The sequence below is a fragment of the Stenotrophomonas sp. 22DLJC03 genome (assembly GCF_056861405.1).
This window is the reverse complement of sequence record NZ_JBSPUG010000002.1, coordinates 17772-44083: the sequence shown is the minus strand read 5'-3', so window position 1 is coordinate 44083 and position 26312 is coordinate 17772. Positions and strand designations below refer to the sequence as shown.

The window sequence follows — 26312 nt, the reverse complement described above, 5'->3', positions numbered from 1 at the left end:
CTCAGGCCGGGCGGATGTCCAGCTCCGGCATCACGCGGAAATCCGGCGTGTCATCGTCACGCCGCCGCGGCAGTGCCCGGATCGCCGCAAGCATCTCCTGCGCACAGGCGCGGATACGCGCGTGATGCTCCTGCGATGCGTGGCTGATCAGGCTGCCGACATGGAACTCGAACACGTCCTCCAGTACGTCGGGCTGGTCCTCGTGCAGCATCTGCAGCAGACCGCGCAGCTTGCAGATTTCCGATTCCAGCTCTTCGACCGCGAACAACATGGCGTCCTCCTCTTCAACATCGGGCGGCACATCCGGGCCGCAACAGGCTGCAACGGCAGGACCGCCCGGGCCACGCGCGATGTTGATCACGGAAAGGAAAACGGGCGACGCGACGTTTGCGTGCTCCCTTCTTGTCGCATATCCGCAGTGAGGCAACCGTTAATTCACGTGACGACGCGGCTTCACGCGAGTGCTTTTGCCGTGCTGATGCGGTGTGGCTCGGCAACATCGGCCAGTGCATCGATGAAGGCGGGATCGAGTGCCAGCGAGCCGAACCAGCCGTGCTGGGTGCCGCTGAGCACACGCAGCATGTGCCCACGGCCACCGGGCAGGCGCCCCATCGGTCCCAGCAGCACGTCGCGTGCCTTCGCCCACACATCACGATCGGATTGGAACAGCGGCGTCAGCCAGCGGCTCCAGCGCTGGTATACGGCCACGTGCGCACGCCGCTGCGCCTGGTAGGCCTGCAGCGCGATCGCACCGCCGCCGTGCGCGCGCAGCGCATCACGCAGCGCCAACGCATCCAGCAGCGCCATGTTCACGCCCTGCCCCAGTTGCGGGCTCATCGCATGCGCGGCGTCACCGGCCAGCACCATCCGGCCGTGATGCCAGCGCGTCATCACCGCATCGCGATAGACCGCGCGCGCCAGCTGTCCGGCGCCCTGCAGATGCGCGAAGCGCGCACTGGCCTGCGGCCACAGCGTGTGCAGTTCATCCAGCCAGGGGGCCATGCCATCGGCCTGCCAGCGTTCGAAGTCGGCGCGTGGCAGGCTCCAGAAAAAGCTCAGTCGCGGCGTGTCGTCGCCCGGGCGGGTACCCACCGGCAGCAGCCCGATCATCTTGCGCGCAGCCACATAGCGCTGGCGCAGCTCCTGTAGATGCGGCCAATCTTCGGCCGGCAACAGGCACCACAGCGCGCCCCACGGATACACACGATCCAGCCCGGCGCCCCCCTCGATGGTGCCGCGCAGCGAAGACGCTGCGCCATCGGCAGCGATGACCAGATCGAACGGGCCGTGCTGACGCCCTTCGCTGTCGCGCAGGCGGCCGTGCTCGGCATCCACCTCGACGATGGTCGTTCCGGCATGCAACTGGCCCGCGCCGGCGCGGGCTTCATCCAGCAGCGAGAACAATGCCCCGCGCTGCATCCCCAGGCCATGCAGGCGCGCGTCCAGGCCGTCGTAGCGCATGTCCATCACCGCACGCTCGCAGGGCGTATCGCCATACAGGCGATGTACCGGTGCGGCATGCGCACGCACGGCCTCGAGCAGGCCCATCTGCCACAGCACCTGCAGGCCGCTGGGCTGCAGCAGGAAGCCGGCCCCGACCGGCCCGGGCGTGGGCACACGCTCGAAGATCTCCACCTCGTGGCCGTCACGGGTGAGCAGGATGGCCAATGCCTGGCCAGCGGTGCCGTAACCAATCACGGCGATGCGCAGTCGTTCCGTCATGCCCGCATTGTGCCCGAGCCGGGCCGATGGCGAACGGGTCGCAGGCGGCAATGCAAAAAAAACCCCGCCGAAGCGGGGTTTTCAACGCACTGTCGAGTGGATCACTCGGCCGGCGTGATGTTCGAAGCCTGGGCACCCTTCGGGCCCTGGGTCACGTCATAGGTGACACGCTGGCCTTCCTGCAGGCTGCGGAAGCCCTTGGAGTTGATGGCGGAGAAGTGCGCGAACACGTCGGCGCTGCCATCCTCCGGCGAGATGAAGCCAAATCCCTTGGCGTCGTTGAACCACTTGACGGTACCGTTCGGCATGGTGATGCGAGACCTTATGCAATGAATGGGTGGTGTACGCTGAACCCGCGCACAAGCTGAGTATGCAAAGCTTGCTCAGCGAAGACAATCACCCCCGTGCCAATTCGCCCACCAGTTCCGGAAGTCCGTTGCTGGCCGCCTGCACGTTGGCCAGCACTTCGGCCATCGTGATCTCCTCGCCGTCCCCACAGCCGGCAGCCCAGTTGGCGATGATCGCCAGGCAGGCGTAATCAAGCCCCAGCTCCCGTGCCAGCGCGGCTTCCGGCATACCGGTCATGCCCACCAGGTCGCAGCCATCGCGGCGCATGCGGGCGATTTCGGCGATGGTTTCCAGGCGCGGGCCCTGCGTCGCGCCGTAGCAGCCACCGTCATGGACCGTGACACCGGTCACTTTGGCCGCCGCCAGGATCTTGCTGCGCAGCATCGGCGTGTACGGATGGCCGAAATCGACGTGGAGCACGTCGCTGCCCTCTTCTTCACAGAGGGTGCTGATGCGGCCCCAGGTGTAGTCGATGATCTGGTCCGGGCAAGCCAGCACGCGCGGACCGAAGTCGTCGCCGATGCCACCCACCGTGTTCAACGCAAGCACCCGCTGCGCACCGATCTGCTGCAATGCGGCCAGGTTGGCGCGATAGTTGATCTTGTGCGGCGGCAGCGAATGGCCCTCGCCATGCCGTGCCAGGAACGCTACGCGATGGCCGAGCAGCGTGCCCACGCGTACAGGGCCGGAGGGACGACCGAAACGCGTGTCGACCTCATGGGTCTGCACGTCGTCGAGCTTGGCCAGGTTGTAGACACCGGTACCGCCGATCACGGCCAGGGCGATCTGTTGCATTCGAAGCACTCCATGAAAAGACGAACGCCGGCACCCGAGGATGCCGGCGGTGGAAGAAGACACGCCGTGGGCGGCTGCGCCGTTATTCCTTCATCGCGTAGATGGCCGGCACGCAGCGCAGGGTTTCGTTGACGTCCATGCCGAAGCCGAACACGTAGCGGTCCGGCAGTTCGATACCGGCGTAGTCGGCAACCACGTCCGGCAGCGCGCGGTCATGCTGCTTCACAGTCATCGCGGCGATGCGCACGTCGGTCGCGCCCTGCTCCAGGCACCAGGTACGCACGCCCTGCAGGGTGTAGCCTTCGTCGAGGATGTCGTCGACCAGCAACACGCGGCGGCCGAACAGCGAGGTGGCCGGCTTGTGCTTCCATACCAGGTCGCCGCCAGTGGTTTCACCGCGGTAGCGGGTCGCGTGCAGGTAATCAAACTGCACGTCCTGGCCGCGCGCGCCCAGTTCCAGCGCCAGCTGGCCGGCAAACGGCAGCGCGCCGTGCATGATGGACAGGAACAGCGGCACCTCGCCCTTGTAATCGCGCGCGATGGCGTCGGCGATACCAGCGATGGCCTTGTCGATGGTGGGGCGGTCGACCAGCAGGTCAGCCTGGGCCAGGGCCTGGGAAATGGTGAGGTTGGGCATCAGACGGTTCTTCCAAGGGTTTCAAGCAAATGGGATTGGGTGTCACCATGGCGGGCATCGGCCAACAGGCCGTCCCAACCAAGCGCGCCGCGACCGAGCAGGCCCAGCAGCGCAGCAGTATTCAGGGAGCGTCCCTGCACCGCATGCAGGGCTTCATCGACCAGTTCCGGATGGCAGACCAGCACCACGTCGCAGCCGGCATCCAGGTGCGCATGCACGCGTGCCGGCACACCACCGGCACTGTGCGAAGCGGCCATGCCGATGTCGTCGGAGAACACTACGCCGCGGAAGCCGAGCTCGCCACGCAGGATGTCCTGGATCCAACGCGGCGAGTAGCCAGCGGGTTCCGGTGCCACCTGCGGATAGATCACGTGCGCCATCATCACCGCGTCAGCGCCTGCGGCGATGCCGGCCTGGAACGGCACCAGGTCCTGCGCGCGCAGCTCGTCCAGCGCGCGCGGATCGATCGCGGTATCGACGTGGGTATCTTCCAGCACGGTGCCGTGGCCGGGGAAATGCTTGAGCGTGGCGGCCATGCCGACCGCGTGCATGCCACGCACGTACGCTGCGGTGAACGCCGCCACCACGTGCGGGTCTTCACTGAAGGCACGGTTGCCGATGGCGCGGTTGCCACGACCAAGGTCGACCACCGGCGCAAAGCTGAGGTCCAGGCCGCTGGCACGCACTTCGCTGGCCATCAGCCAGGCATGCTGTTCGGCCAGGGCCAGCGCCTGCTGCGGATCGGTGGCGTACAGCGCACCGATGTCCTGCAGCGGCGGCAGCTCGCTGTAGCCTTCGCGGAAACGCTGCACACGGCCGCCTTCCTGGTCCACGCAGATCAGCTGCGGGCGCGGGGCGGCGGCACGGATCGCCGCGCTCAGATCGGTCACCTGCTGGCGCGAGGCGAAGTTGCGCTTGAACAGCACCACCCCGGCCACGGCATCGTGCTGCAGCCAGTCACGCTCCTGGGCAGTCAGTTCGGTGCCGGCAACGCCGATCAGCAGCATGGTCGATCTCCACAACGCGCGCCCGCATGGCGCAGTGCCGCATTGTCGCAGAACCGGCCGACAGGCGCAGTGGTCAGAAAAGGGGACGGAGGGGATTAAGTCGCAATCGGCCCCTACGGGCTGGATACGTCTTAATTCCCTCCGTCCCCTTTTGGGGTGCGCTCAGACCTTGCAGCCGTCCGGGCCGCAGGCCTCGTCTCCGTCAGCCGAAGCTGCCGGAGCGCCCTGTTCGGCAGCGATCTGGCGCAGCGCGTTGGCGAAGGCCTCCGGCGGCTGTGCCCCGGAAATGGCCCACTTTCCATCGATGACGAAGGTCGGCACCGAGGAAATGCCCAGCGCATGGGCCTGCGCCAGCTTGGCTTCGACCTCGGCCAGGCCGCGGTCGGAGGCCAGCATCTGCGCGATTTCACCAGCGTCGAGGCCGCCAGCCACGCCGGCCTTGATCAGCACCGAGGGGTCCGCCAGGTTCTGGCCATGCTCGAAGTGGGCGCGGAACAGCGCTTCGCCGACCGCATCCTGCACGCCGTGCTGGCCGGCCAGCCACAGCACCCGGTGCGCCGGCAGCGTGGTCACCCGCACCTGGCCCTGGCCGAAATCCATCGGCAGGCCTTCTGCACGCGCAGTGGTCTGGGTCTGGCCGAGGATCTGCTCGGTGCGCTCGACGCCACCGAACTTGCGCACGTAGGCCTCGCGCAGCGGGACCGGGGTGGCGTCCGCGTCCGGGTCCAGCTGGAACGGCCGCCAATGGATGTCGAGTTCAGGCGCGTCCGCGCCCAGCAACTGCACACCATGCTGGAAACGATGCTTGCCAATCCAGCACCACGGGCAGACCACGTCGGAGTAGATGTCGATTCTCATCCTTTCCACATGGGGGCCGACACCCTCGATAAAAGGGGACGGAGGGGATTAAGTCGCTTTCCGCACAGATGGGGTAAAGGCGGCTTAATCCCCTCCGTCCCCTTTTCAGGGTTCACCACTGTGAATAGGGGTGGTTGGCGAGTGCGACGTTGTAGTAGCGGGCGTCGTCGGTGACTTCGTTACCAACCCAGTCCGGCAGGTCGATAGCCTGGTCAGCGCTGTCCAGCTCAACCTCAGCCACCACCAGGCCGGCGTTGTCGCCGAGGAACTCGTCCACTTCCCAGGTCAGGCCGGCGTATTCGACCAGATGGCGGCGCTTGTCGATCAGGCGACCCACGCACAGCGCCAGCAGTGCGCGGGCATCGTCCACCGGGATCGGATAGTCGAACTCCTGGCGGGTGTGGCCGATGGTGCGCGACTTCAGGTTCAGCGCGGCATGGTCGCCTTCGATGCGCACGCGCACCGAGGCGTTCTGTGTGCCGCGATCGAGCGCGCCCAGGTCGTTGATGTACCCCTGCGCCATCGGGATGACCCGGTGCGCGGCGGCGCGCCAGCCCTCGCTGCTGACGAGGAATTTGCGTTCGATTTCGATGCCCATCGCGCCATTATGCGCGATGGGGATGACAGCCGTTCAGCGCTTCTCGAACACCGCGATGCTTTCCACGTGCGCGGTATGCGGGAACATGTCCATGGCGCCGGCGCTGACCAGGGTGAAGCCCTGCTCGTTGACCAGGTAGCCGGCATCGCGTGCCAGCGAGCCCGGGTGGCAGCTGACATAGACGATGCGCTTGAACTGCTTCAACGGCAGCTGCTGCAGCACTTCGATCGCGCCCGAACGCGGCGGATCCAGCAGCAGCTTGTCGAAGCCCTGGCGCATCCACGGCGTGCTGCGCTGGTCCTGGGTCAGATCAGCGCTGAAGAACTGGGCATTGGCCAGGCCGTTGCGTTCGGCATTCTCACGGGCGCGGGCGACAAGGCCGGCATCGCCTTCGACACCCACCACTTCGCGCACGCGGCGGGCCAGCGGCAGGGTGAAATTGCCCAGGCCGCAGAACAGGTCCAGCACGCGCTCATCCTCGCCGGGCTCCAGCAGGTCGAGGGCATGGGCGATCATCTTCTCGTTGAGCTTGGCGTTGACCTGGATGAAGTCCAGCGGACGGAACGCCAGCTCCACGTCCCACGGCGCCAGCCGGAACGACAGCGGCACGCCCTGCCCGTCCAGCGGCTGCACGGTATCCACGCCACCGGACTGCAGGTAGATCACAAAGCCATGCTGCTGGCCAAAGGCGGCCCAGGCAGCACGGTCGGCATCGCTCAAGGGCTGCAGGTGGCGCACGGTCAGCACCACGGCCTGGTCACCGGCGATGAATTCGATCTGCGGGATGTCGCGCTTGCCATCGAGCGACTCGATGAAGGTCGACAATGCCTCGACCTTGGTACCGATTTCCGGGATCACGGTCAGGCACTGGCTGAGATCGGCAACGAAGCGCGGATCCTGTTCACGGAAGCCGACCAGGGTCTTGTCCTTCTTCTCGACCCGGCGCACCGAGAAGCGGCCCTTGCGGCGGTAGCCCCAGCTCTCGCCGACCAGCGGCGCCAGCACGGTGCCCGGCTTCACATGGCCGATCCGCTCCAGGTTGTCCATCAGCACGCGCTGCTTGGCGACGATCTGCTGGTCTTCGTCCAGGTGCTGCAGCACGCAGCCAGCGCAGGTGCCGAAGTGCGGACACTTCGGGGTGACGCGCTGCGGCGAGGCCTTCAGCACTTCCACCGTACGCGCTTCGTCGAAATGGCGGCTGCGGGCGGTCTGTTCAGCCATGACCACCTCACCCGGCAGGGCGCCGCTGACGAAGGTGACCTTGCCACCCTCGCCTTCACGGCGGGCGACGCCGCGACCATCATGGCTGAGGTCGAGGATTTCGGTCTGGAACGGGGTACGGTCGATGCGGGAACGGGATCGGGCCACGTGGCGACAGGCTGCGGGCAAAAATGGGCGCGTATTGTCGCAGATCCTGACCGGCAGGGTCCGGACCCGCTTGCGCCCGCCGCCGCCGTGCTTGATGATTACAGCAGCTGACATGGAGGCAGCCCTGATGCAGATGACCCCGCGGGCCAGCCGGCCCCGCTTCCTGCTTGTCGAGGACGACATCATCAGCCGCGGTTTTTTCAAAGCGGCGTTGGAAACGTTACCGGCGGACGTGGACACCGCAGACTCGTTGGCCAGTGCCCTGGCCAGCGCCGAGCCCGGCGCGCATGACCTGTGGCTGATCGACGTCAACCTGCCTGACGGCAACGGTGCGCAGCTGTTGCGCGAACTGCGCCGTTCACACCCCGATACGCCGGCGTTGGCGCATACCGCCGACGGTGATACCTCCATTCATGCCCGCCTGCGCGAGGCCGGGTTCAGCGACACCCTGGTCAAGCCACTGGGCCGCGACCAGTTGCTGAAGGCCGTGCGCCGCGCCCTGGTCAACAGCCCCGCCGGGATCGTCATGGCACAGGTGCCGGCGGCGGTCGAGCTGCAGGTCCAGGACTGGGATGAGACGGCGGCGCTGGCCGCGCTCAATGGCCAGCGCAACCATTTGATCGCCCTGCGCGAGTTGTTCCTGGCCGAATTGCCGGGCGTGCGGGATGCGGTCGAGCAGGCGGTGGACCAGCACGACGAGCGCCAGCTGCGCAGCCAATTGCACCGGTTGCAGGCAAGCTGCGGCTTCGTGGGCGCGGCACGCCTGGCCCGTGCGGTGCGCCAGTTGCATCATGCGCCGGAGTCCGGGCAGGCCCAGGCGGGGTTCCGCGACGCGGTAGCTGCCCTGCTGCATTGAGGGTCGCTCGGCAGGGCTGCGCCCTGCACCTGCCGAAGCTTCAAGCCAGGGCAACGTCAAAGGCCAGAGCCAGAGCGGCTCTGGCTTTCTGCTTGTTGGGCGGGGCGGTGTGGGTTGGCAGGACACGCCGTAAACCCGTCCATGGGGGCTCGATGGCGCCATCCATGGCGCCAACGGTCCTGCCAACCCACACCGCCCCCCCCCCCCGACAAATTTCCGGTGACGGCTGGTAGATCCACACCGTGCGTGGATGAATTTCTGTCAGATATCGAAATTCAAACTGGGGTCAGATCCGTTTTCCTTCGGAAAACGGATCTGACCCCATGCCATTCCGACAGATCGCGGGAATCTGTCGAAGGCGGAGTGGGTCCGGTTGCGGGAGTGTCCGCGGCATGGATGCCGCGGCCAAGCCCCCAAGGGTGAGGGTGCTTTGCTTGCGAAGCACTGCTTCGCAAGCGCCCGAACGCACAGCCGCCAGCGGCTGGGCCGGACCGCGGAGCGGGGTTCACGGCGTCTCCCGCAACCGGACCCACCCCGCCATCCCACGGAATGCACGCTGTTGCTGTTGCTCTGGCTCGTGCCTTGGCCTTGGCCTCGGCAGGTGCAGGGCTGCAAGCCCTGCCAAACACCCCTCAACGCCTGGGAGCGAGCTGCTCGAGCATTTCCCAGGACTTCAGTCCCCGCGGCCCGAGGTGATGGGCCAGCACCCGCCGCATCGGCAGGCGCAGGCTCGCCAGGTCGGCGGCATCAGGCTCTTCATCGGCGGCCAGCGCCAGCAGCGCCGAGCCGGTCGCGGCTGCGCGGCGTTCGCCACCGCGCTCGCTCAGCAGGCGCTGCGCGCCTTCCTGTGGGTCCAGTTCATAGCGCGCGGCCGGGTCGATCGGCTGACCGTCGCTGGCACTGTCCAGCTCAAAACCCAGGCCCAGCGCGGTCAGCAGCTCGCGTTCGAACCGGCGCAGAGTCCAGGCCAGGCCCGCCCCCACTCCCAGTCGCGCACGCGCTTCGCCGTAGGCCAGGTACAGTTCCGGCAGCGGGTCCTGGCGCGGGGCCAGGCGCAGGGTCAGCTCACTCAGGTAGAAGCCGGCCAGCATCGCCTGGCCAACCAGACGCGGTGCCGCGTCCAGCGCCTCGGCGCCACGCAGCTGGGCCAACTCACCGCGCTGCAATGCGCTGAAGCGGATCCACTGCAGTGGTTGCAGGGCGGCGCGCAGCACCTGGCCCTTGGCAGTGGACACACCGCGCGCGAGCAGGCCGATGCGGCCATGCTGCGCGCTCAATACCTCGACCAGCAGGCTGGTCTCACGGTAGGCCCGTGCATGCAGCACGAAGCCGGTATCGTCCTCGATCAGCATCGAAGCGACCGTTCCGGGTTACTCGTAACCGAAGGCCTTCAGTGCGGCCTCGTCGTCGGACCAGCCTTCACGCACGCGTACCCAGGTTTCCAGGAACACCTTGGCCCCGAACAGACGCTCCATCTGCAGGCGGGACTTGGCCCCGATCTCCTTCAGGCGGGTACCACCCTTGCCAATCACGATGGCCTTCTGGCCCTCGCGCTCGACCCAGATCACCGCACCGATGCGCAGCAGGTTGCCATCTTCGGTGAAGCGTTCGATTTCCACGGTGGTGGCATACGGCAGCTCTTCGCCCAACTGGCGCATCAACTGTTCACGCACCAGCTCGCCGGCCAGGAAGCGCTGGCTGCGATCGGTGATCTCGTCTTCGCCGAACATCGGCGGCGCTTCCGGCAGCAGTGCCAGCACGTCGCGCACCAGGGCTTCCAGGCCGTTGCGCTTCTGCGCCGAGATCGGATGCACGGACGAGAAATCGCGGCCGGCCGTGACTTCCTGCAGGAACGGCAGCAGCGCCCCCTTGTCCTTCAGCCGGTCGATCTTGTTGACCACCAGCACCACCGGGATGCCGGCGTCGCGCAGCACATTGAAGGCCAGACTGTCTTCTTCGTCCCAACGACCCGCTTCGATCACCAGCAGGCCGGCGTCGACGCCTTCCAGCGAGCCGCGCGCGGCGCGGTTCATCACCCGGTTCATCGCCCGCTTCTGCACCTTGTGCAGGCCGGGGGTGTCGACCAGCACCAGCTGGCCTTCCGGATAGGTGGCGATGCCCAGCAGGCGATGGCGCGTGGTCTGCGGACGGTTGGAGACGATGCTGACCTTGGCGCCGACCAGGGCATTGGTCAGGGTCGACTTGCCCACGTTCGGGCGGCCGATGACGGCCACGCTGCCGCAATGATGGGGAGTTTGTTCGCTCACTTGGAATCCAGTTGTTCTAGGACGGCCGCAGCCGCCTGTTGTTCGGCAAGCCGCCGCGAGGCGCCTTCGCCCTCGGTGCTGGCGGCCGGGTCGGCTACGATGCAGCGTACCCGGAAGTGTTTGGCATGGTCGTCACCGGATTCTGACACCAGTTCATACTGCGGCAACGCCTTCTGTCGGGCCTGCAGCCATTCCTGCAGGCGGGTCTTGGGGTCCTTCTCGGGCCGGCCGGAGGCCGGCAATGCCTCGATCGAAGCGCTGAACCAGGGCAGTACCACTGCCCGGCAGGCCTCGAAGCCAGCATCCAGGTAGATCGCGGCCACCACGGCTTCCACCGCGTCGGCCAGGATCGAGTCGCGACGATGACCGCCGGACTTCATTTCGCCCGGCCCCAGGGTCAGCCGTTCGCCCAGTTCCAGGGTGCGCCCGATCACCGCCAGCGCGCCTTCACGCACCAGCTCGGCACGGGCACGGGTCATCGCGCCTTCGTCAGCCTTGGGCCAGCGCTGGTACAACGCCTCGGCCGCCATCATGTTGACGATGCTGTCGCCGAGGAACTCCAGGCGCTCGTTGTGCGGCGCACCGGCACTGCGATGCGTCAGCGCCTGCTTGAGCAGGGCCGGATCGCTGAAGGCATGACCGATCAGGTCGCCACGTTGGATGAATTTACTGGGCACCGCTTCGTGTCAGGTCCTGGGAAGAATCGAATTTGCCAACCACATCGAGGTTGCCGACCAGCGGCCGGCGCACTTCGTAGTTGACCTTGAGGGTCCAGCCATTGTCGCGACGATCAAACTTGACGTTGGCCGGCTTCACGTTGTCCGAGTAGTTGATGTACAGGCGCTTGAAGAACAGGTCCTGGATCCGCGACGGCTCCATGCTGCCCACGCCCGGCTCGTTGGCCAGGCTCTTCATCGCCGAGCGCACCGCGTAGTACTCCTGGTACATCGGGAACAGTTTCATGCCGATGTAGAGGAAGAAACCGACCACGATCAGGACCGCCAGGAACGAGGTCAGGGTCATGCCACGCTGCGTGTTCATCGTCTTCATTGCGTTCTCCCCAGATACGCGTTGGATGTGAAAATACTCAGTTGATGCCCGATCAGTTGATGCTCGAACCGATCCGCGACGGCTCGAAGCCATCCTTGCAGAACCAGCCCTGGCAGTTGAGCCAGATCAGGAATGCCTTGCCGCGCAGGTTCTCTTCCGGCAGCAGGCCCCAGAAACGACCATCGTCGCTGTTGTCGCGGTTGTCGCCCATCACCAGGTACTTGCCGGCAGGCACGGTCCACTGGCCCTGGCCGCGCGGATAGTCGGTCTCCAGCACGGTATGGGTACGGCCCGGGAGGTGCTCGACCAGCAGGTTGGCACCTTCGCCCTGGCCCTTGTGGCCGGCGTAGATACCCTTGTTGTCGTACTTCAGCGGCTCGCCGTTGAGGATCACGCCGTCGCCTTCGAAGACCACGGTGTCGCCCGGCACGCCGATCACGCGCTTGATGAAGTTCTCGCCCTTGGCCGGATCCTGGTCGCTGTGGCCCGGGAAGTGGAACACCACCACGTCACCGCGCGACGGTTCACCGACCGGCACGAACTTGGTGTTGCTGATCGGCAGGCGCAGGCCATAGGAGAACTTGTTGACCAGGATGAAGTCGCCGATCAGCAGGTTCGGCATCATCGAGCTGGACGGAATCTTGTACGGCTCGGCGATGAAGCTGCGCACGATCAGCACGATCGCCAGCACCGGGAAGAACGCGCGCGAGTAGTCCACCAGCACCGGCTCGGAATCGAGCAGGCCCGCGCGCTGGGCGCGGCGCTTGGCGAGATACAGCTTGTCCGCGAGCAGGATCAGGCCCGAGGACAGGGTCAGCACGACCAGGAGGATCTCAAACAGTTTCATTCAGGGTCCTTTGCAACGTCACCAGACGACCGGCCCCGCAGGGCCGGTGCGGGCTTACTTGTTGTCCATCTGCAGCACGGCCAGGAACGCTTCCTGCGGGATCTCCACACGGCCGACCTGCTTCATGCGCTTCTTGCCTTCCTTCTGCTTTTCCAGAAGCTTCTTCTTGCGCGAAACGTCGCCACCATAGCACTTGGCCAGCACGTTCTTGCGCATGGCCTTGACCGTGGTACGGGCGATGATCTGCGAGCCGACGGCAGCCTGGATGGCCACGTCGAACTGCTGGCGCGGGATCAGGTCCTTCATCTTCTCGCACAGCTCGCGGCCGCGGCGGTCGGCGTGACTGCGGTGCACGATCAGCGACAGCGCATCGACCTTGTCACCGTTGATCAGCACGTCCACGCGCACGAACGGGCCGGCATCGAAGCGCACGAAGTGATAGTCCAGCGACGCATAGCCGCGGCTGACCGACTTCAGCTTGTCGAAGAAGTCCAGCACCACTTCGGCCATCGGCAGCTCATAGCTGATCTGCACCTGGCTGCCCAGGTAGTTGATGCCGATCTGGCTGCCACGCTTTTCTTCGCACAGCTTGATGATGTTGCCGATGTACTCCTCGGGGGTGAGCACGTTGGCGCGGATGATCGGCTCGCGGATCTCCTCGACATGGTTCACCGGCGGCAGCTTGGCCGGGTTGTCCATGTTGATGATGGTGCCGTCGGTCTTCAGTACCTCGTACACCACCGTCGGCGCGGTGCTGATCAGGTCCAGGTTGTACTCGCGCTCCAGGCGCTCCTGCACGATCTCCATGTGCAGCATGCCGAGGAAGCCGCAACGGAAACCGAAGCCCATTGCTTCGGAGCTTTCCGGCTCGAAGCGCAGCGCAGCATCGTTCAGGCGCAGCTTGTCCAGCGCTTCGCGCAGGTCCGGGTAGTCTTCGGCATCGACCGGGAACAGGCCGGCGAACACGCGCGGCTGCATTTCCTGGAAACCCGGCAGCGGCTTCGGCGCCGGGTCGGCGGCCAGGGTCAGGGTGTCACCGACCGGCGCACCATGCACGTCCTTGATGCTGGCGGTGACCCAACCCACTTCACCGGCGCGCAGCGCCGGCAGCACCTTGCGCTTCGGGGTGAACACACCGACGTTGTCGACCTGGTGGTTGCGGCCGGTGGACATCACCTGCAGCTTGTCACCGGCCTTGATCTCACCCTGCATCACGCGCACCAGCGAGACCACGCCCAGGTAATTGTCGAACCAGGAGTCGATGATCAGCGCCTGCAGCTTGTCAGTGTCACGCGGCTTTGGCGGCGGGATGCGGTGCACGATGGCTTCCAGCACGTCCTGCACGTTCAGGCCGGTCTTGGCGCTGACCGGCACGGCGTCGGCGGCATCGATGCCGATCACGGCCTCGATCTCGGCCTTGGCGCGCTCGATGTCGGCGGTGGGCAGGTCGATCTTGTTGATCACCGGCACCACTTCCAGGCCCTGCTCGACGGCGGTGTAGCAGTTGGCCACCGATTGCGCTTCCACGCCCTGGGCGGCGTCGACCACCAGCAGCGCGCCTTCGCAGGCGGCCAGCGAGCGGCTGACTTCATAGGAGAAGTCGACGTGGCCCGGGGTGTCGATGAAATTCAGGTGGTAGGTCTGCCCATCCTTGGCCAGGTATGGCAGCGACACCGACTGTGCCTTGATGGTGATGCCACGCTCGCGCTCGATCGGGTTGGAGTCGAGCACCTGCGCTTCCATCTCGCGGGCCTGGAGGCCGCCGCAGAGCTGGATGATGCGGTCGGCCAGCGTGGACTTGCCGTGGTCGACGTGGGCGATGATGGAGAAGTTGCGGATGTTCCGCATCGAATCAGAAGACATAGGTGGCGGCGGCGCGCGGCGTCGTCAGGGTAACGGTCGATTATCGCACGCCCGGGGCCCGGCCGCGAAAACGGCCTCATCGGGCCGGGTCCGGAATGCCCGAAGCCCCGCCAGGGCGGGGCTTCGGGGGAGTCGCAATGGCCGCCAGGGCGGCCCCGGCAGGCCTTACTGGCCGGCCTTGACCGCCACGAAGGCACTGTTGCCGTTGCCGGTACGTACCAGCAGCATCACCACATCGTCCTTCTTGTAGCTGGACAGCGCGCGGTTCAGGGCATCCACGCTGCCGACCGTGGTGCGGCCGACCTGCAGGATCACCATGCCCGGCGACAGGCCCGCATCACGTGCCGCCTGGCCCTTGACCCCGGTGATGCGCACACCTTCGTTGCCGTCCAGGCCGAACTGCTTGCGCTGCGGCGCGGTCAGATCACTGACATCCAGGCCAAGCAGTGCATTGGCACCCGCCTGCGGGGCCGCATCGGGCTTCGGTCCTGCGGCCGTGCGGGCATTGCCCTGGCCGTCTTCGCTCAGCGCGGTCAGCGTGGCGCTCAGGTCACGCGGCTTGCCGTCGCGGATCACGCCCAGCGTGACCCGGCTGCCCGGCGCCATCGCACCGATCAGCGGCGGCAGGTCCGACCAGCTGTTGACCGGGCTGCCATTGACCGAGCGCACCACGTCGCCGATCTGCACGCCGGCCTTTTCCGCGGCACTGCCGGCCACGATCTGGTTGACCAGCGCGCCGCGGCTGTCCGGCAGGCCCAGGCCCTGCGCCTTCAGCGCATCGATCGGCTCAACCACCGCGCCCAGCTGGCCACGGGTGACCTTGCCACTCTTCTTGATCTGCTCGACCGCGCTCATCGCCAGGTCGATCGGAATTGCGAAGCTGATGCCCATGTAGCCGCCCGAGGCGGAGAATATCTGCGAGTTGATACCGACCACTTCGCCACGGGTGTTCAGCAGCGGGCCGCCGGAGTTGCCCTGGTTGATCGCCACGTCGGTCTGGATGAACGGCACGTAGCGCTGATCGGCGCCACCGGTGCTGCGGCCAAGCGCGCTGACGATGCCGGCAGTGACCGAGTGGTCGAGGCCGAACGGCGAGCCGATCGCGACAACCCACTGGCCCGGCTTCAGGGTATTGGAATCGCCCACGCGCACGGTGGGCAGGTTCTTGCCGTCGATCTTCAGCAGGGCCACGTCGTACTGCTGGTCGCTGCCCACCACTTTGGCGTTGAATTCGCGGCTGTCACCCAGCTTGACCTTCACCTCGCTGGCGTCAGCCACCACGTGGTAGTTGGTCAGCACGTAGCCGTCGGGCGAAATGATGAAGCCCGAGCCCATGCCGCGGCCCTTGATGCTGGGGCCACCGTCCTGCCCGCCCGGCCCCTGCCCCGGCATCGGGAAGTCAGGCCCGAAGAAGCGACGGAAGAATTCCGGCATGTCATCGTCGCCGCCCATCGGGCCACGCGAGGCCTGGCGGTTGTTGCGCACGATGGTGGTGTCGACGTTGACCACGCCCGGCCCGACCTGTTCGACCAGGTGGGTGAAATCGGGCAGGCCGCTGACCAGCGGCTGCGCCGGCGCGCGCGGGGCTGCCGCAGCGGCGGCCTGGGGCTGGGCGGCAGGCGGCGCTGGCTGGGCACAGGCCACCAGCGGCAGGGTCAGGGCGAACAGGCCAATGGCCTGCGTGCGGAGTCGGGGAGTCATCGGACGGCAACCTCCGGGTCGGATGGAAAGAGGAATACGGGCCCCGCCGACGGCGGGGCGTGAAAGCGCCCGGCTCAGTCGCGCGGGCGCGGCGGCACCGGCAGGTCATCCTGCAGGCGCGGCTCGAACGGGTAGAACGCGGCGCCACCGGCGTGGGCCGGGAAGCTGGCATTGAGCGCGCCACCGGCGGCGGGCGCCAGGCTGGAGCGCGGCCACGGTCGTGCCTGCAGGCCACCAACCTCGCCGAACGGCAGGTTGCGGCTGGCGTTGGCCGGCACGCTCGGGGTCAACGGCGCCTGCGCGGCAGCCACCGCACGCTGCGGTACATCGTCACGCTGCGCGGCACGCGCGGCCTGCTGGCTGCGGGTCGCACTGGCACGGCGAGTGTCCTGGCGGCGGCCGGCAGCGGCCATCGCCACCGCCGGGGCAGCAGCCACGGCCATCGCTGCGGTATCCACCGAGGCTTCGGTGACCGGAGCCGGGTTGCTCGGTGCCGGCGCCAGCTCGGCCTGGCTGGCGATCACCTGCGGCGCCAGCGGCTCGCCCGGCGTGGCTTCCTGCAGCTTCTCGCCGCCCATGAACAGGGCCACGGCCGCCACCGAGGCGGCCAGTGCGGCACCACCGCCCCAGGCCCGCCAGCCGGTACGCCGCACCTGGCGGCGCGGCTCGGCCTGTGGCGCGGGTTCGGCAGCGATGGCGGCGGCCACAGCGGCTCCGAAGCCGGCAGGCGCCAGCAGCGAGGCCTGGCCGCGCATCACGTCGCCGAGCAGCTGCCAACGTTCCTGGCAGCCCGCCAGTTCGGGGTCATGTTCCATGCGGCGCAGCAGGAAGCGCGCTTCATCGGCGCCCAGCTCGCCATCGACCAAGGCCGACAGCTGCTCGCGGTGGCGCTGGTCCAGGCGCTGCCCGGCAGGCGATTGATGGTTCTGCGATTCGTTGAACGGATTACTGGTCATACGCGGCTCTTCTCACGGGTGGCGCTGCCGATGTCCAACAGCGGCCGGAGTTCGGTGTCGATCGCCTCGCGCGCCCGGAAGATCCGTGAACGCACGGTGCCGATCGGGCACCCCATTTTCTGCGCGATTTCGTCGTAACTCAGTCCTTCCACCTCGCGCAGGGTGATCGCCAGCCGGAGTTCTTCCGGCAGCGCGTTGACGGCCTTCATCACCGTCTGTTCCAGCTCCTGGCGCATCAACTCGCGTTCGGGCGTGTCGGTGTCGCGCAGGCGCGTCCCGCTGTCGAACTGCTCGGCGTCGCCGATGTCGATGTCATCGGTCGGCGGGCGGCGATTGTGTGAAGCCAGGTAGTTTTTGGCGGTATTCACGGCGATTCGATGCAACCAGGTTGAGAACTGGGCATCGCCACGGAAACTTCCGATCGCGCGGTAGGCACGGATGAAAGTGTCCTGGGCGACGTCCTGACATTCGCTCCAGTCGGCGATGTAGCGACCGACCAGGGCCACGACCCGATGCTGGTACTTGCGCACCAGGACATCGAAGGCGGCACTCTCGCCGTGCTGCACGCGCCGGACCAGTTCCAGATCCAGCTCCTGAGGTGTATCAACATCGGCCATGAGGGGCCGCACTCCTGTCAGCCCAACCGACGTCGGGCAATGAGACTGCCAATCCCGGGAAAAGTTCAGTCGCCGATCACCTGGCGCCGCACCAGCTTTTAACCACCGTTCCGTTAGCGTCCCGGTTCCAGGCTCTGGATCCGGGGGCTGCACCCCCTGCTATTGGGATTTGACGCGGGGGAAACAACCTCTGGATCATAGCCGCTTCTCCATACACAACCGGATGGAACGTCCATGCTCTCAGGCTTCGATGGTCTCCGCTTCAGCCACTGGCTCCCCGAGATCCGCGACGACGGCGTGGTGGTCCTCTCCCTGGATCGTCAGGACAGCAGCGTCAACGCAATGTCGCAGGACGTGCTGCTGGAACTGGGCGACCTGCTTGAGCGTATCGCCATGGACCCGCCCAAGGGCGTGGTGATCCAGTCGCTGAAGAAGGCCGGTTTCATCGCCGGTGCCGACCTGAAGGAATTCCAGGAATTCGACCGCCGCGGCACCGTCAACGATGCCATCCGCCGCGGGCAGTCCACCTACCAGAAGCTGGCCGAGCTGCCCTGCCCGACCGTGGCGGCGATCCATGGCCACTGCCTGGGCGGCGGCACCGAGCTGGCGCTGGCCTGCCGCTACCGTGTGGCTTCGAATGACAGTTCGACCCGTATCGGCCTGCCGGAAACCCAGCTGGGCATCTTCCCGGGCTGGGGCGGCAGCGCGCGCCTGCCGCAGCTGGTCGGCGCCCCGGCGGCGATGGACATGATGCTGACCGGCCGCACCCTGTCGGCCTCGGCCGCGCGTGGCATCGGCCTGGTCGACAAGGTGGTGGCACCGGCGGTGGTACTCGATACCGCCGTGGCGCTGGCGCTGTCCGGCACCACCCGCCCGTTCAAGCAGCGCGCGACGGCCTGGGCCACCAACACCTGGCTGGCGCGCACGCTGCTGGCGCCGCAGATGGTCAAGCAGGTCGCACGCAAGGCGAAGAGGGACCAGTACCCGGCCCCCTACGCGTTGATCAGCACCTGGCAGCGCAGCGGCGGCAAGCCGATACAGGCGCGGCTGGATGCCGAACGCCGTGCCGTGGTGAAACTGGCCAGCACGCCGACCGCACGCAACTTGATCCGCATTTTCTTCCTTACCGAGCGCCTGAAGGGCCTGGGCGGTGGTGACTCCGGCATCCGCCACGTGCACGTGGTCGGCGCCGGCGTGATGGGCGGCGACATTGCTGCATGGGCTGCCTACAAGGGCTTCGAGGTCACCCTGCAGGACCGGGAGCAGCGCTTCATCGACCCGGCAATGGAACGCGCACAGGCCCTGTTCGCCAAGAAGGTGCGCGACGAAAGCAAGCGCCCGGCGGTGGCCGCACGCCTGCGGGCTGATCTGGAAGGCAACGGCGTGGCCGAGGCCGACCTGGTGATCGAAGCGATCATCGAGAACCCCGAAGCCAAGCGTGCGCTGTACCAGACGCTGGAACCGAAGATGAAGCTGGACGCGCTGCTGACCACCAACACCTCGTCGATTCCGCTGGTGGAGCTGCGCGACCACATCCAGCGCCCGGCGCAGTTCGCCGGCCTGCACTACTTCAACCCGGTGGCGCAGATGCCGCTGGTGGAAATCATCCACCACGACGGCATGGCGCCTGAGACCGAGCGTCGCCTGGCCGCGTTCTGCAAGGCACTGGGCAAGTTCCCGGTGCCGGTGGCCGGCAGCCCGGGCTTCCTGGTCAACCGCGTGCTGTTCCCGTACATGCTGGAAGCCGCCACCGCCTATGCCGAAGGCATCCCGGGCCCGGTGATCGACAAGGCCGCAGTGAAATTCGGCATGCCGATGGGCCCGATCGAACTGATCGACACCGTGGGCCTGGACGTGGCCGCTGGCGTTGGCCGCGAACTGGCACCGTTCCTGGGCCTGCAGATCCCGGCCGCGCTGCAGACGGTGGAACCGGACAAGCGCGGCAAGAAGGATGGCCAGGGCATCTACACCTGGGAGAACGGCAAGCCGAAAAAGCCGGACGTGGCCAGCGATTACCAGGCGCCGGCCGATCTGGAGGACCGCCTGATCCTGCCGTTGTTGAACGAAGCCGTGGCTTGTCTGCACGAAGGCGTGGTGGCTGATGCGGACCTGCTGGATGCCGGCGTGATCTTCGGCACCGGCTTCGCACCGTTCCGTGGCGGTCCGATCCAGCACATCCGCGCGGTGGGTGCCGACGCGATCGTCGAGCGGCTGAAGGCACTGCAGCAGCGCCACGGCGACCGTTTCGCCCCGCGCCCGGGCTGGGACAACCCCGTCCTGCGCGAACCGGTGGTTTGAGTTTATCGGCCGGGCCTGCGGCCCGGCACCCGCAGAGGCAACGTCAAGTTCCACAGCAGAAGCCAGAGCCAAAGCGGCTCTGGCTTTTCTGTTTGTTGGGCGGGGCGGTGTCGGGTTGCGGGGACGCCGTAAACCCGTCCTTGGGGGCTTGGCCGCGGCATCCATGCCGCGGACACCCCGCAACCCGACACCGCCCCACCCCTGACAGTTTCCCGTTGACGGTCGGTGAATCTCGATTCCGGTGTGGATCACTACGAACTGGTGGGTGTCGACCTTGGTCGACACCAGGAGCGAAGCGATCGGCGTTTGATTTTGATTTTCTTTTTTTCTTCTCCGTGGCTGGACGCACACGGAAACTGTCAGAGGTTGGGCGGGTGGGTTGCGCAGGACCGTTGGCGCCATGGATGGCGCCATCGAGCCCCCATGGATGGGTTTACGGCGTGTCCTGCGCAACCCACCCGCCCGACCAAGCGCGGCTTTTGATCTTGCTTCCGCCTTCAGCGACCAACCCACAGCCACGAGGGGCTGCGCCGTTGGCTGGAACAACCTGTTACCCGGACGGGGAATGTCACCGCCACCACCGCATGCGATGCTGACCGCCTTGATCCCTGCCAGCGAGAACGCCCGCATGACCACCATCATCGCTCCGCGCGTGCACGACATCGGCGGACTCGAAGTCCGACGCGCCGTCCCCACCCTGCAGGCACGCAGCATTGGTTCGTTCGTGTTCGTCGATCAGATGGGGCCCGCACTCATGCACCCCGGCACCGCCATCGATGTGCGCCCGCATCCGCACATCGGCCTGGCCACCGTCACCTACCTGTGGTCGGGCGCCATCGGCCACCGCGACACGCTGGGCTCGGACCAGGTGATCCGCCCCGGTGACGTCAACTGGATGACCGCTGGCCGCGGCATCGCCCATTCCGAACGCACGCCGCAACCGGACCGCGATCACGACAACCCGATCCACGGCATGCAGACCTGGGTCGCACTGCCGAAGTCGCATGAGGAAATCGAGCCGGCGTTCTACCACCATGCCGCGGCCACCCTGCCCGAGCAGCGTCGCAATGGTGTCTGGCTGCGGGTGATCGCCGGCCGCGCCTACGGCGAGGAATCGCCGGTGAAGGTGTTCGCCGACACCCTCAACGTGGCGATCGACCTCGACCCGGATGCGGAAATCGATATCGACAATGGCCACCGCGAGCGCGCGCTGTACATCCTCGAAGGCGACGCGCAGTTGGATGGCGTTGACATCCCCGCCCAGCACCTGGTGATCCCGGAAGCCGGTGCGGTGGGCCGCCTGCGCGCGAAGACGCCAGTCAAGGCGATGCTGTTCGGTGGAGAGCCGCTGGACGGGCCGCGTCACCTGTGGTGGAACTTCGTCTCCAGCTCGAAGGAGCGCATCGAGCAGGCCAAGCACGACTGGGAAGCCGGCCGCTTCGGCACCATCCCGGGCGATGACAAGGAGTTCATTCCGCTGCCGCAGTACTGAACATCGCGTGTTGCACACACCCGTAGGTGTATCCCTGCACCCGGCGTTGACGCTATCGTCACTCGCCGGTCACTGAAATGTGACCGACCACACAGTTCGGGCATCTTTCAAAGGAGTGCAACACATGAGCATGGGTAAACGCTTGTCCGCCGAATTCCTCGGCACGTTCTGGCTGGTTCTGGGTGGCTGCGGTAGTGCGGTGCTGGCCGCCAAGTTCGGTGGCGACGGCAATCCGCTGGGTATCGGTTTCCTTGGCGTGGCCCTGGCCTTCGGCCTGACCGTGGTGACCGGCGCCTATGCGTTCGGCCACATCTCCGGCGCGCACTTCAACCCCGCGGTCAGTGTCGGCCTGTGGGCCGGCGGTCGTTTCCCGACCAAGGACCTCATCCCGTACATCATCGCCCAGGTCGCTGGCGGCCTGCTGGCCGGTTTCATCCTGCTGCAGATCGCCTCGGGCGCCAGCGGCTTCGCCATCGATGGCAGCCAGGCTGGTGCGTTCGCCAGCAACGGTTACGGCGCACTGTCACCCGGTGGTTACAGCGTCGCAGCGGCCTTCCTGTGCGAAGTGGTGCTCACTGCGGTGTTCCTGATCGTGATCATGGGCGCCACCCACGGCAAGGCACCGGCCGGGTTCGCGCCGCTGGCGATCGGCCTGTCGCTGACCCTCATCCACCTGATCAGCATCCCGGTCACCAACACCTCGGTGAACCCGGCCCGCTCCACCGCCGTGGCCTTCTTCGCCGGCAGCGGCGCGATCAGCCAGCTGTGGCTGTTCTGGGTCGCCCCGCTGCTGGGCGGCGCGATCGGCGGCATCATCTACAAGTGGCTCGGCAACGACCGCTGAGTCCTGTGCGGACCATTGCGGCCGACCGTCGGCCGCAATGGTTACGCGTGTAACCGCGATTTGTGCGATCGCTCACGTTCCGTTAAGGTTGAGTTGACCGTCCGTGCACATGCCGGACGGGGCGGCATCCGGGGATGGGATGCCAAGGCCGCCGCCCCTGTGGCGGAGCCAAACGACACATCACCTTGGGGGATGCATGAAGTTCGCACCTGTAGTGTTGTCGAGCCTGCTGTTCGCTGCGGCCCACGCCGCCGCACAGGCTCCCACCGAATGCCCTTCGCTGCCGGCCAGCAGTGGCCTGCAATGGCAGCAGCTGGTGCAGACCGATTTCCTGGTCTGCCGCGCCAGCACCGGCGATGGTCGTGAAGTGCTGAGCCTGATGCTCAGCGCACGTGACCCGTCCATTCCCCTGAACCGTTCGCTGCGCCAGGAAAAGGGCAGCTTCGGTGGTGAGTCACTCTACTGGTACCAGCCGGACCTCGGTGGCCAGCAGCCTCCGGGCTATGCCGAGCGCCGCATCAGTGTGGTCAAGCTCGACAAAGGGCGTTACGCGCAGATTTCGCTGTATCCGGACAGCCCGCAGGAACTGGGCTCGCTGCAGCAGCTGGCGCAGGGCATGAGCCTGACCCCGTCGGCCGTGGCCGCCGGTCGCTGACCGTGACGGGGATGACTGCCTGGCAGCATCCCCGCCGCATCCAACGCGCTGGACATCCGCCGGGCATGACCCGGCGTCCCCCCTCAGAACTTGCCTTCCTGGAAATCGACGAAGGCCTGCATCAGTTCCTGCCGCGTGTTCATCACGAACGGGCCGTGCCGCATCACCGGCTCGCGCAACGGACGGCCGGCCACCAGGATCAACCGCGCGCCTTCGCTGCCGGCCGAAACATGCAGCTGTTCGCCACCGCCCAGCACCGCCAGTTCCTGGCGTGCAACGTCGCGCGCGGCGTCCTGCTCACCCACGGTCATTGCACCTTCGAACACATAGGCAAACGCGTTGTGCCCTTCCGGCAGCGCGTAGGTCCAGGCCCGATCCGGTGCCAGCGTGATGTCGAGGTAGAGCGGATCAGTGGCCGGCTGCACGATCGGGCCGTGGGTACCGTCCACGCTGCCGGCGATCACCTTCACTTCCACGCCGGCTTCCGGCTTCACCACCGGAATGCGCTCCGGCGCGAATTCCTGGTACTTCGGGTCGGTCATCTTCTCCTTCGCCGGCAGGTTCACCCACAGCTGGAAACCGCGCATCTGCCCGCTTTCCTGCTCGGGCATCTCCGAATGCACCAGGCCACGGCCGGCGGTCATCCACTGCACGCTGCCCGGGGTCAGCAGGCCTTCATTGCCGTGGTTGTCGCGGTGCCGCATGCGCCCGTCGAGCATGTAGGTGACGGTCTCGAAACCGCGGTGCGGGTGTTCCGGGAAGCCGGCGATGTAGTCCTCGGCGCGATCGGTGCCGAATTCATCGAGCAGCAGGAACGGATCCAGGTCGGGCAGCGTCGGGCCACCGATGACGCGGGTGAGGCGCACACCGGCACCGTCGGAGGTGGGCATGCCACGGATGGTACGCAGCACGCGGACCGGCTCGGGAAGGCTCATGGCGACTCCTGTTGTATGGATGCCAGTGAAGATGGACGCCACATGGCCGTACGCCAATGGATGGCACCGCAACCAATTGTTCCATCCCTGATGTTCGCTGCACGTCAGCACCCCCTGCGTACGACCAAAGTACTAACGCCGATTCGTCCTGTGCCGATTGACCCTGCCGTGGGCAAGCGGGACTCTTTGACAGTCTTTCCGGGAGAGAGCACCTCATGAAAGGGTTTTCCAAACTGGGCTGGGCGGTACTCGCTCTGCTCGGCGCGTTCTGTCTGGGCACCGTGGCATTGCGCCGCGGCGAACACATCAATGCCCTGTGGATCGTCGTCGCCGCTGTGTCGCTGTACCTCGTCGCCTACCGCTTCTACAGCCTGTTCATCGCCAACAAGGTGATGCAGCTCGATCCGACCCGGGCCACTCCGGCGGTGATCAACAACGATGGCCTGGACTACGTCCCGACCAACAAACACGTACTGTTCGGCCATCACTTCGCCGCCATTGCCGGTGCAGGTCCGCTGGTAGGCCCGGTACTGGCCGCGCAGATGGGTTACCTGCCCGGCCTGTTGTGGCTGGTGGTCGGCGTGGTGCTGGCCGGCGCGGTACAGGACTTCATGGTTCTGTTCCTGTCCAGCCGCCGCAACGGCCGTTCGCTGGGTGACCTGGTCCGCGAGGAGATGGGCCAGGTGCCCGGCACCATCGCGTTGTTCGGTGCGTTCCTGATCATGATCATCATTCTGGCCGTGCTGGCGATGGTGGTGGTCAAGGCGCTGGCGGAAAGTCCGTGGGGCATGTTCACGGTAATCGCAACGATGCCGATCGCCATCCTGATGGGCGTGTACATGCGCTACATCCGCCCCGGCAAGATCGGCGAGATCTCGGTGGTCGGCCTGATCCTGCTGCTGGCAGCAATCTGGTTCGGCGGCAAGGTAGCAGCGGACCCGACCTGGGGCCCGGCCTTCACCTTCACCGGAACCCAGATCACCTGGATGCTGATCGGCTACGGCTTCGTCGCCTCGGTGCTGCCGGTGTGGCTGCTGCTGGCCCCGCGCGACTACCTGTCGACCTTCCTCAAGATCGGCACCATCATCGCGCTGGCCATCGGCATCCTGGTGGTGATGCCGGAACTGAAGATGCCGGCACTTACCCAGTTCGCCGCCAGCGGTGATGGCCCGGTGTGGAAGGGCGGCATGTTCCCGTTCCTGTTCATCACCATCGCCTGCGGTGCGGTCTCCGGCTTCCATGCGCTGATTTCCTCCGGCACCACACCGAAGCTGCTGGCCAATGAAGCGCACATGCGCTACATCGGCTACGGCGGCATGCTGATGGAATCGTTCGTGGCAGTGATGGCACTGGTGGCCGCATCGATCATCGATCCGGGCATCTACTTCGCCATGAACAGCCCGGCCGCCGTGATCGGTGCCGATGCGGCCTCCGCCGCGCACTACATCACCAACACCTGGGGCTTCACCATCACGCCCGAGCAGCTGACCGCGACCGCGGCGGCCATTGGTGAGCCGACCATCCTGCATCGCGCCGGTGGTGCGCCAACGCTGGCAGTCGGCATCGCGCAGATCCTGCACCAGGCGATACCGAGCAGCAGCGACGCGATGATGGCGTTCTGGTACCACTTCGCGATCCTGTTCGAAGCGCTGTTCATCCTGACTGCCGTGGACGCCGGCACCCGCGCCGGACGCTTCATGCTGCAGGACCTGCTGGGCAACTTCGTGCCGGCGCTGAAGAAAACCGAGTCGTGGACCGCCAACATCATCGGTACCGCCGGCTGCGTGGCGCTGTGGGGCTACCTGCTGTACACCGGCGTGGTCGATCCGTTCGGCGGCATCCAGACCTTGTGGCCACTTTTCGGCATCTCCAACCAGATGCTGGCCGGTATCGCGCTGATGCTGGGCACGGTGGTGCTGTTCAAGATGAAGCGTGACCGCTATGCGTGGGTCACTGCCGTACCTGCCGTATGGCTGCTGATCTGCACCACCTATGCCGGCTTCATCAAGATCTTCGACAGCAACCCGGCACAGGGCTTCCTGGCGCAGGCACACAAGTTCCAGGCCGCCCTGGCCAGCGACACCATCACCGCGCCGGCCAAGTCGGTGGCGCAGATGAAGCAGATCGTGGTCAACGCCTACGTCAATACCGGCCTGACCGCGCTGTTCCTGCTGGTGGTCGGTGCGGTGCTGGTGTATTCGATCAAGACCATCCTGGCGGCACGCCGCAATCCGCAGCGGACTGACCGTGAAACCCCGTACGTGGCACTGAAGCCGCATGAAATGGTGGACCTGTGATGAGTACCCAACTGGTTCCCGTCGGCCAGTACCAGGCACACCGCCGCATCTGGCGGCGCCTGGTGCAGACCGCACGACTGTGCTGTGGCATTCCTGATTACGACAACTACGTCCGGCACATGCTGGAGAAGCATCCGGACCAGCAGCCGATGGACTACAAGACGTTCTTCCGCGAACGTCAGGAAGCGCGCTACGGCGGACGCAACGGCGGACGCTGCTGTTGAGGATTGGGTGCCGGGCTTGCAGCCCGGCGCCCGCAGAGGCAACGGCAACGGCAACGGCCGAAGCGTCGGCTCTGGTT

26 protein-coding genes are annotated in these 26312 nt (G+C 66.4%); 7 read left to right on the top strand and 19 right to left on the bottom strand.

The window, feature by feature from the left end:
- Position 1 precedes the first annotated feature (1 nt).
- The 9 genes from AC13GA_RS06075 to rlmD form a co-directional block, all read right to left on the bottom strand.
- Entirely contained in the window at positions 2-271 is a 270-nt protein-coding gene (locus AC13GA_RS06075; protein ID WP_046985809.1) for a hypothetical protein, read from the bottom strand.
- A 182-nt stretch (positions 272-453) separates the two neighbouring features.
- Positions 454-1722, bottom strand: a complete 1269-nt coding sequence (locus tag AC13GA_RS06070) for an FAD-dependent oxidoreductase (protein ID WP_046985808.1) — start codon at positions 1720-1722, stop codon at positions 454-456.
- Between the two features lie 101 nt (positions 1723-1823).
- Positions 1824-2030: a cold-shock protein gene (locus AC13GA_RS06065; RefSeq protein ID WP_005410590.1), complete on the bottom strand. Its 207-nt coding sequence runs from the start codon at positions 2028-2030 to the stop codon at positions 1824-1826.
- A gap of 88 nt (positions 2031-2118) precedes the next feature.
- A complete protein-coding gene (locus tag AC13GA_RS06060) occupies positions 2119-2865 on the bottom strand; it encodes an S-methyl-5'-thioinosine phosphorylase (protein WP_046985807.1) in 747 nt (248 codons plus the stop codon).
- A gap of 82 nt (positions 2866-2947) precedes the next feature.
- The gene (locus AC13GA_RS06055; RefSeq protein ID WP_006382796.1) at positions 2948-3502 is read right to left on the bottom strand and encodes a hypoxanthine-guanine phosphoribosyltransferase; all 555 of its coding nucleotides are present in this window, start codon (positions 3500-3502) and stop codon (positions 2948-2950) included.
- The gene (nagZ, locus tag AC13GA_RS06050; RefSeq protein ID WP_046985806.1) at positions 3502-4509 is read right to left on the bottom strand and encodes a beta-N-acetylhexosaminidase; all 1008 of its coding nucleotides are present in this window, start codon (positions 4507-4509) and stop codon (positions 3502-3504) included. Before nagZ ends, AC13GA_RS06055 begins: the two co-directional genes overlap by 1 nt.
- A gap of 162 nt (positions 4510-4671) precedes the next feature.
- Positions 4672-5367, bottom strand: coding sequence for a DsbA family oxidoreductase (locus AC13GA_RS06045; protein WP_482997707.1), 696 nt, complete (start codon positions 5365-5367; stop codon positions 4672-4674).
- 112 nt (positions 5368-5479) lie between these two features.
- Entirely contained in the window at positions 5480-5965 is a 486-nt protein-coding gene (locus tag AC13GA_RS06040) for a CYTH domain-containing protein (protein WP_482997706.1), read from the bottom strand.
- A gap of 33 nt (positions 5966-5998) precedes the next feature.
- The gene (gene rlmD / locus AC13GA_RS06035; protein WP_010482826.1) at positions 5999-7333 is read right to left on the bottom strand and encodes a 23S rRNA (uracil(1939)-C(5))-methyltransferase RlmD; all 1335 of its coding nucleotides are present in this window, start codon (positions 7331-7333) and stop codon (positions 5999-6001) included.
- Between the two features lie 127 nt (positions 7334-7460).
- Here rlmD and AC13GA_RS06030 point away from each other — a divergent pair, with 127 nt between their 5' ends.
- Positions 7461-8189, top strand: coding sequence for a response regulator (locus AC13GA_RS06030; RefSeq protein WP_046985822.1), 729 nt, complete (start codon positions 7461-7463; stop codon positions 8187-8189).
- 632 nt (positions 8190-8821) lie between these two features.
- Here AC13GA_RS06030 and recO read toward each other — a convergent pair.
- The 9 genes from recO to rpoE all read right to left on the bottom strand — a co-directional run bounded on the left by recO (position 8822) and on the right by rpoE (position 17490).
- Positions 8822-9541, bottom strand: a complete 720-nt coding sequence (gene recO / locus AC13GA_RS06025) for a DNA repair protein RecO (RefSeq protein ID WP_046985804.1) — start codon at positions 9539-9541, stop codon at positions 8822-8824.
- Positions 9542-9559: 18 nt separating this feature from the next.
- The gene (gene era, locus AC13GA_RS06020) at positions 9560-10456 is read right to left on the bottom strand and encodes a GTPase Era (protein ID WP_006382863.1); all 897 of its coding nucleotides are present in this window, start codon (positions 10454-10456) and stop codon (positions 9560-9562) included.
- Entirely contained in the window at positions 10453-11133 is a 681-nt protein-coding gene (gene rnc, locus AC13GA_RS06015; RefSeq protein ID WP_046985803.1) for a ribonuclease III, read from the bottom strand. Before rnc ends, era begins: the two co-directional genes overlap by 4 nt.
- Positions 11123-11506 (bottom strand): DUF4845 domain-containing protein, encoded by a 384-nt coding sequence (locus AC13GA_RS06010; protein ID WP_006382889.1) that lies wholly within the window; start codon positions 11504-11506, stop codon positions 11123-11125. Before AC13GA_RS06010 ends, rnc begins: the two co-directional genes overlap by 11 nt.
- A 52-nt stretch (positions 11507-11558) precedes the next feature.
- The gene (gene lepB, locus AC13GA_RS06005; protein ID WP_006382890.1) at positions 11559-12353 is read right to left on the bottom strand and encodes a signal peptidase I; all 795 of its coding nucleotides are present in this window, start codon (positions 12351-12353) and stop codon (positions 11559-11561) included.
- Between the two features lie 54 nt (positions 12354-12407).
- Complete coding sequence (gene lepA / locus AC13GA_RS06000; protein WP_046985802.1) at positions 12408-14201, bottom strand: translation elongation factor 4; 1794 nt, start codon at positions 14199-14201, stop codon at positions 12408-12410.
- Between the two features lie 180 nt (positions 14202-14381).
- Complete coding sequence (locus AC13GA_RS05995) at positions 14382-15917, bottom strand: DegQ family serine endoprotease (protein ID WP_012511810.1); 1536 nt, start codon at positions 15915-15917, stop codon at positions 14382-14384.
- 74 nt (positions 15918-15991) lie between these two features.
- On the bottom strand, positions 15992-16873 hold the full coding sequence (locus AC13GA_RS05990) for a sigma-E factor negative regulatory protein (RefSeq protein ID WP_046985801.1): 882 nt from the start codon (positions 16871-16873) through the stop codon (positions 15992-15994).
- Positions 16870-17490, bottom strand: a complete 621-nt coding sequence (gene rpoE, locus AC13GA_RS05985; RefSeq protein WP_006383094.1) for an RNA polymerase sigma factor RpoE — start codon at positions 17488-17490, stop codon at positions 16870-16872. Before rpoE ends, AC13GA_RS05990 begins: the two co-directional genes overlap by 4 nt.
- A 234-nt stretch (positions 17491-17724) precedes the next feature.
- Here rpoE and AC13GA_RS05980 point away from each other — a divergent pair, with 234 nt between their 5' ends.
- The 4 genes from AC13GA_RS05980 to AC13GA_RS05965 all read left to right on the top strand — a co-directional run bounded on the left by AC13GA_RS05980 (position 17725) and on the right by AC13GA_RS05965 (position 22779).
- Entirely contained in the window at positions 17725-19788 is a 2064-nt protein-coding gene (locus tag AC13GA_RS05980; RefSeq protein WP_482997705.1) for a 3-hydroxyacyl-CoA dehydrogenase NAD-binding domain-containing protein, read from the top strand.
- Positions 19789-20416: 628 nt separating this feature from the next.
- Positions 20417-21280, top strand: coding sequence for a pirin family protein (locus tag AC13GA_RS05975; protein WP_136639996.1), 864 nt, complete (start codon positions 20417-20419; stop codon positions 21278-21280).
- A gap of 124 nt (positions 21281-21404) precedes the next feature.
- The gene (gene aqpZ / locus AC13GA_RS05970) at positions 21405-22124 is read left to right on the top strand and encodes an aquaporin Z (RefSeq protein ID WP_136639984.1); all 720 of its coding nucleotides are present in this window, start codon (positions 21405-21407) and stop codon (positions 22122-22124) included.
- A 196-nt stretch (positions 22125-22320) separates the two neighbouring features.
- The gene (locus AC13GA_RS05965; RefSeq protein WP_136639985.1) at positions 22321-22779 is read left to right on the top strand and encodes a hypothetical protein; all 459 of its coding nucleotides are present in this window, start codon (positions 22321-22323) and stop codon (positions 22777-22779) included.
- A gap of 83 nt (positions 22780-22862) precedes the next feature.
- Here the strand turns inward: AC13GA_RS05965 and AC13GA_RS05960 are convergent, their stop codons facing one another.
- A complete protein-coding gene (locus AC13GA_RS05960; RefSeq protein ID WP_478473838.1) occupies positions 22863-23714 on the bottom strand; it encodes a pirin family protein in 852 nt (283 codons plus the stop codon).
- A 215-nt stretch (positions 23715-23929) separates the two neighbouring features.
- Between AC13GA_RS05960 and AC13GA_RS05955 the strand changes: the two genes are divergently transcribed.
- Together AC13GA_RS05955 and AC13GA_RS05950 are read left to right on the top strand one after the other, a co-directional pair.
- Complete coding sequence (locus AC13GA_RS05955) at positions 23930-26011, top strand: carbon starvation CstA family protein (RefSeq protein ID WP_136639988.1); 2082 nt, start codon at positions 23930-23932, stop codon at positions 26009-26011.
- Positions 26011-26235: a YbdD/YjiX family protein gene (locus tag AC13GA_RS05950; RefSeq protein ID WP_006383180.1), complete on the top strand. Its 225-nt coding sequence runs from the start codon at positions 26011-26013 to the stop codon at positions 26233-26235. The genes AC13GA_RS05955 and AC13GA_RS05950 overlap by 1 nt, the downstream gene beginning before the upstream one ends.
- Positions 26236-26312 lie beyond the last annotated feature (77 nt).

Excerpts from the sequence above, each read along its gene's own strand:
- AC13GA_RS06075 (WP_046985809.1), bottom strand. The coding sequence starts at position 271 with ATGTTGTTCGCGGTCGAAGAGCTGGAATCGGAAATCTGCAAGCTGCGC.
- AC13GA_RS06070 (WP_046985808.1), bottom strand. The coding sequence starts at position 1,722 with ATGACGGAACGACTGCGCATCGCCGTGATTGGTTACGGCACCGCTGGC.
- AC13GA_RS06065 (WP_005410590.1), bottom strand. The coding sequence starts at position 2,030 with ATGCCGAACGGTACCGTCAAGTGGTTCAACGACGCCAAGGGATTTGGC.
- AC13GA_RS06060 (WP_046985807.1), bottom strand. The coding sequence starts at position 2,865 with ATGCAACAGATCGCCCTGGCCGTGATCGGCGGTACCGGTGTCTACAAC.
- AC13GA_RS06055 (WP_006382796.1), bottom strand. The coding sequence starts at position 3,502 with ATGCCCAACCTCACCATTTCCCAGGCCCTGGCCCAGGCTGACCTGCTG.
- nagZ (WP_046985806.1), bottom strand. The coding sequence starts at position 4,509 with ATGCTGCTGATCGGCGTTGCCGGCACCGAACTGACTGCCCAGGAGCGT.
- AC13GA_RS06045 (WP_482997707.1), bottom strand. The coding sequence starts at position 5,367 with ATGAGAATCGACATCTACTCCGACGTGGTCTGCCCGTGGTGCTGGATT.
- AC13GA_RS06040 (WP_482997706.1), bottom strand. The coding sequence starts at position 5,965 with ATGGGCATCGAAATCGAACGCAAATTCCTCGTCAGCAGCGAGGGCTGG.
- AC13GA_RS06030 (WP_046985822.1), top strand. The coding sequence starts at position 7,461 with ATGCAGATGACCCCGCGGGCCAGCCGGCCCCGCTTCCTGCTTGTCGAG.
- recO (WP_046985804.1), bottom strand. The coding sequence starts at position 9,541 with ATGCTGATCGAGGACGATACCGGCTTCGTGCTGCATGCACGGGCCTAC.
- AC13GA_RS06010 (WP_006382889.1), bottom strand. The coding sequence starts at position 11,506 with ATGAAGACGATGAACACGCAGCGTGGCATGACCCTGACCTCGTTCCTG.
- lepB (WP_006382890.1), bottom strand. The coding sequence starts at position 12,353 with ATGAAACTGTTTGAGATCCTCCTGGTCGTGCTGACCCTGTCCTCGGGC.
- lepA (WP_046985802.1), bottom strand. The coding sequence starts at position 14,201 with ATGCGGAACATCCGCAACTTCTCCATCATCGCCCACGTCGACCACGGC.
- AC13GA_RS05995 (WP_012511810.1), bottom strand. The coding sequence starts at position 15,917 with ATGACTCCCCGACTCCGCACGCAGGCCATTGGCCTGTTCGCCCTGACC.
- AC13GA_RS05990 (WP_046985801.1), bottom strand. The coding sequence starts at position 16,873 with ATGACCAGTAATCCGTTCAACGAATCGCAGAACCATCAATCGCCTGCC.
- rpoE (WP_006383094.1), bottom strand. The coding sequence starts at position 17,490 with ATGGCCGATGTTGATACACCTCAGGAGCTGGATCTGGAACTGGTCCGG.
- AC13GA_RS05980 (WP_482997705.1), top strand. The coding sequence starts at position 17,725 with ATGCTCTCAGGCTTCGATGGTCTCCGCTTCAGCCACTGGCTCCCCGAG.
- AC13GA_RS05975 (WP_136639996.1), top strand. The coding sequence starts at position 20,417 with ATGACCACCATCATCGCTCCGCGCGTGCACGACATCGGCGGACTCGAA.
- aqpZ (WP_136639984.1), top strand. The coding sequence starts at position 21,405 with ATGAGCATGGGTAAACGCTTGTCCGCCGAATTCCTCGGCACGTTCTGG.
- AC13GA_RS05965 (WP_136639985.1), top strand. The coding sequence starts at position 22,321 with ATGAAGTTCGCACCTGTAGTGTTGTCGAGCCTGCTGTTCGCTGCGGCC.
- AC13GA_RS05960 (WP_478473838.1), bottom strand. The coding sequence starts at position 23,714 with ATGAGCCTTCCCGAGCCGGTCCGCGTGCTGCGTACCATCCGTGGCATG.
- AC13GA_RS05955 (WP_136639988.1), top strand. The coding sequence starts at position 23,930 with ATGAAAGGGTTTTCCAAACTGGGCTGGGCGGTACTCGCTCTGCTCGGC.
- AC13GA_RS05950 (WP_006383180.1), top strand. The coding sequence starts at position 26,011 with ATGAGTACCCAACTGGTTCCCGTCGGCCAGTACCAGGCACACCGCCGC.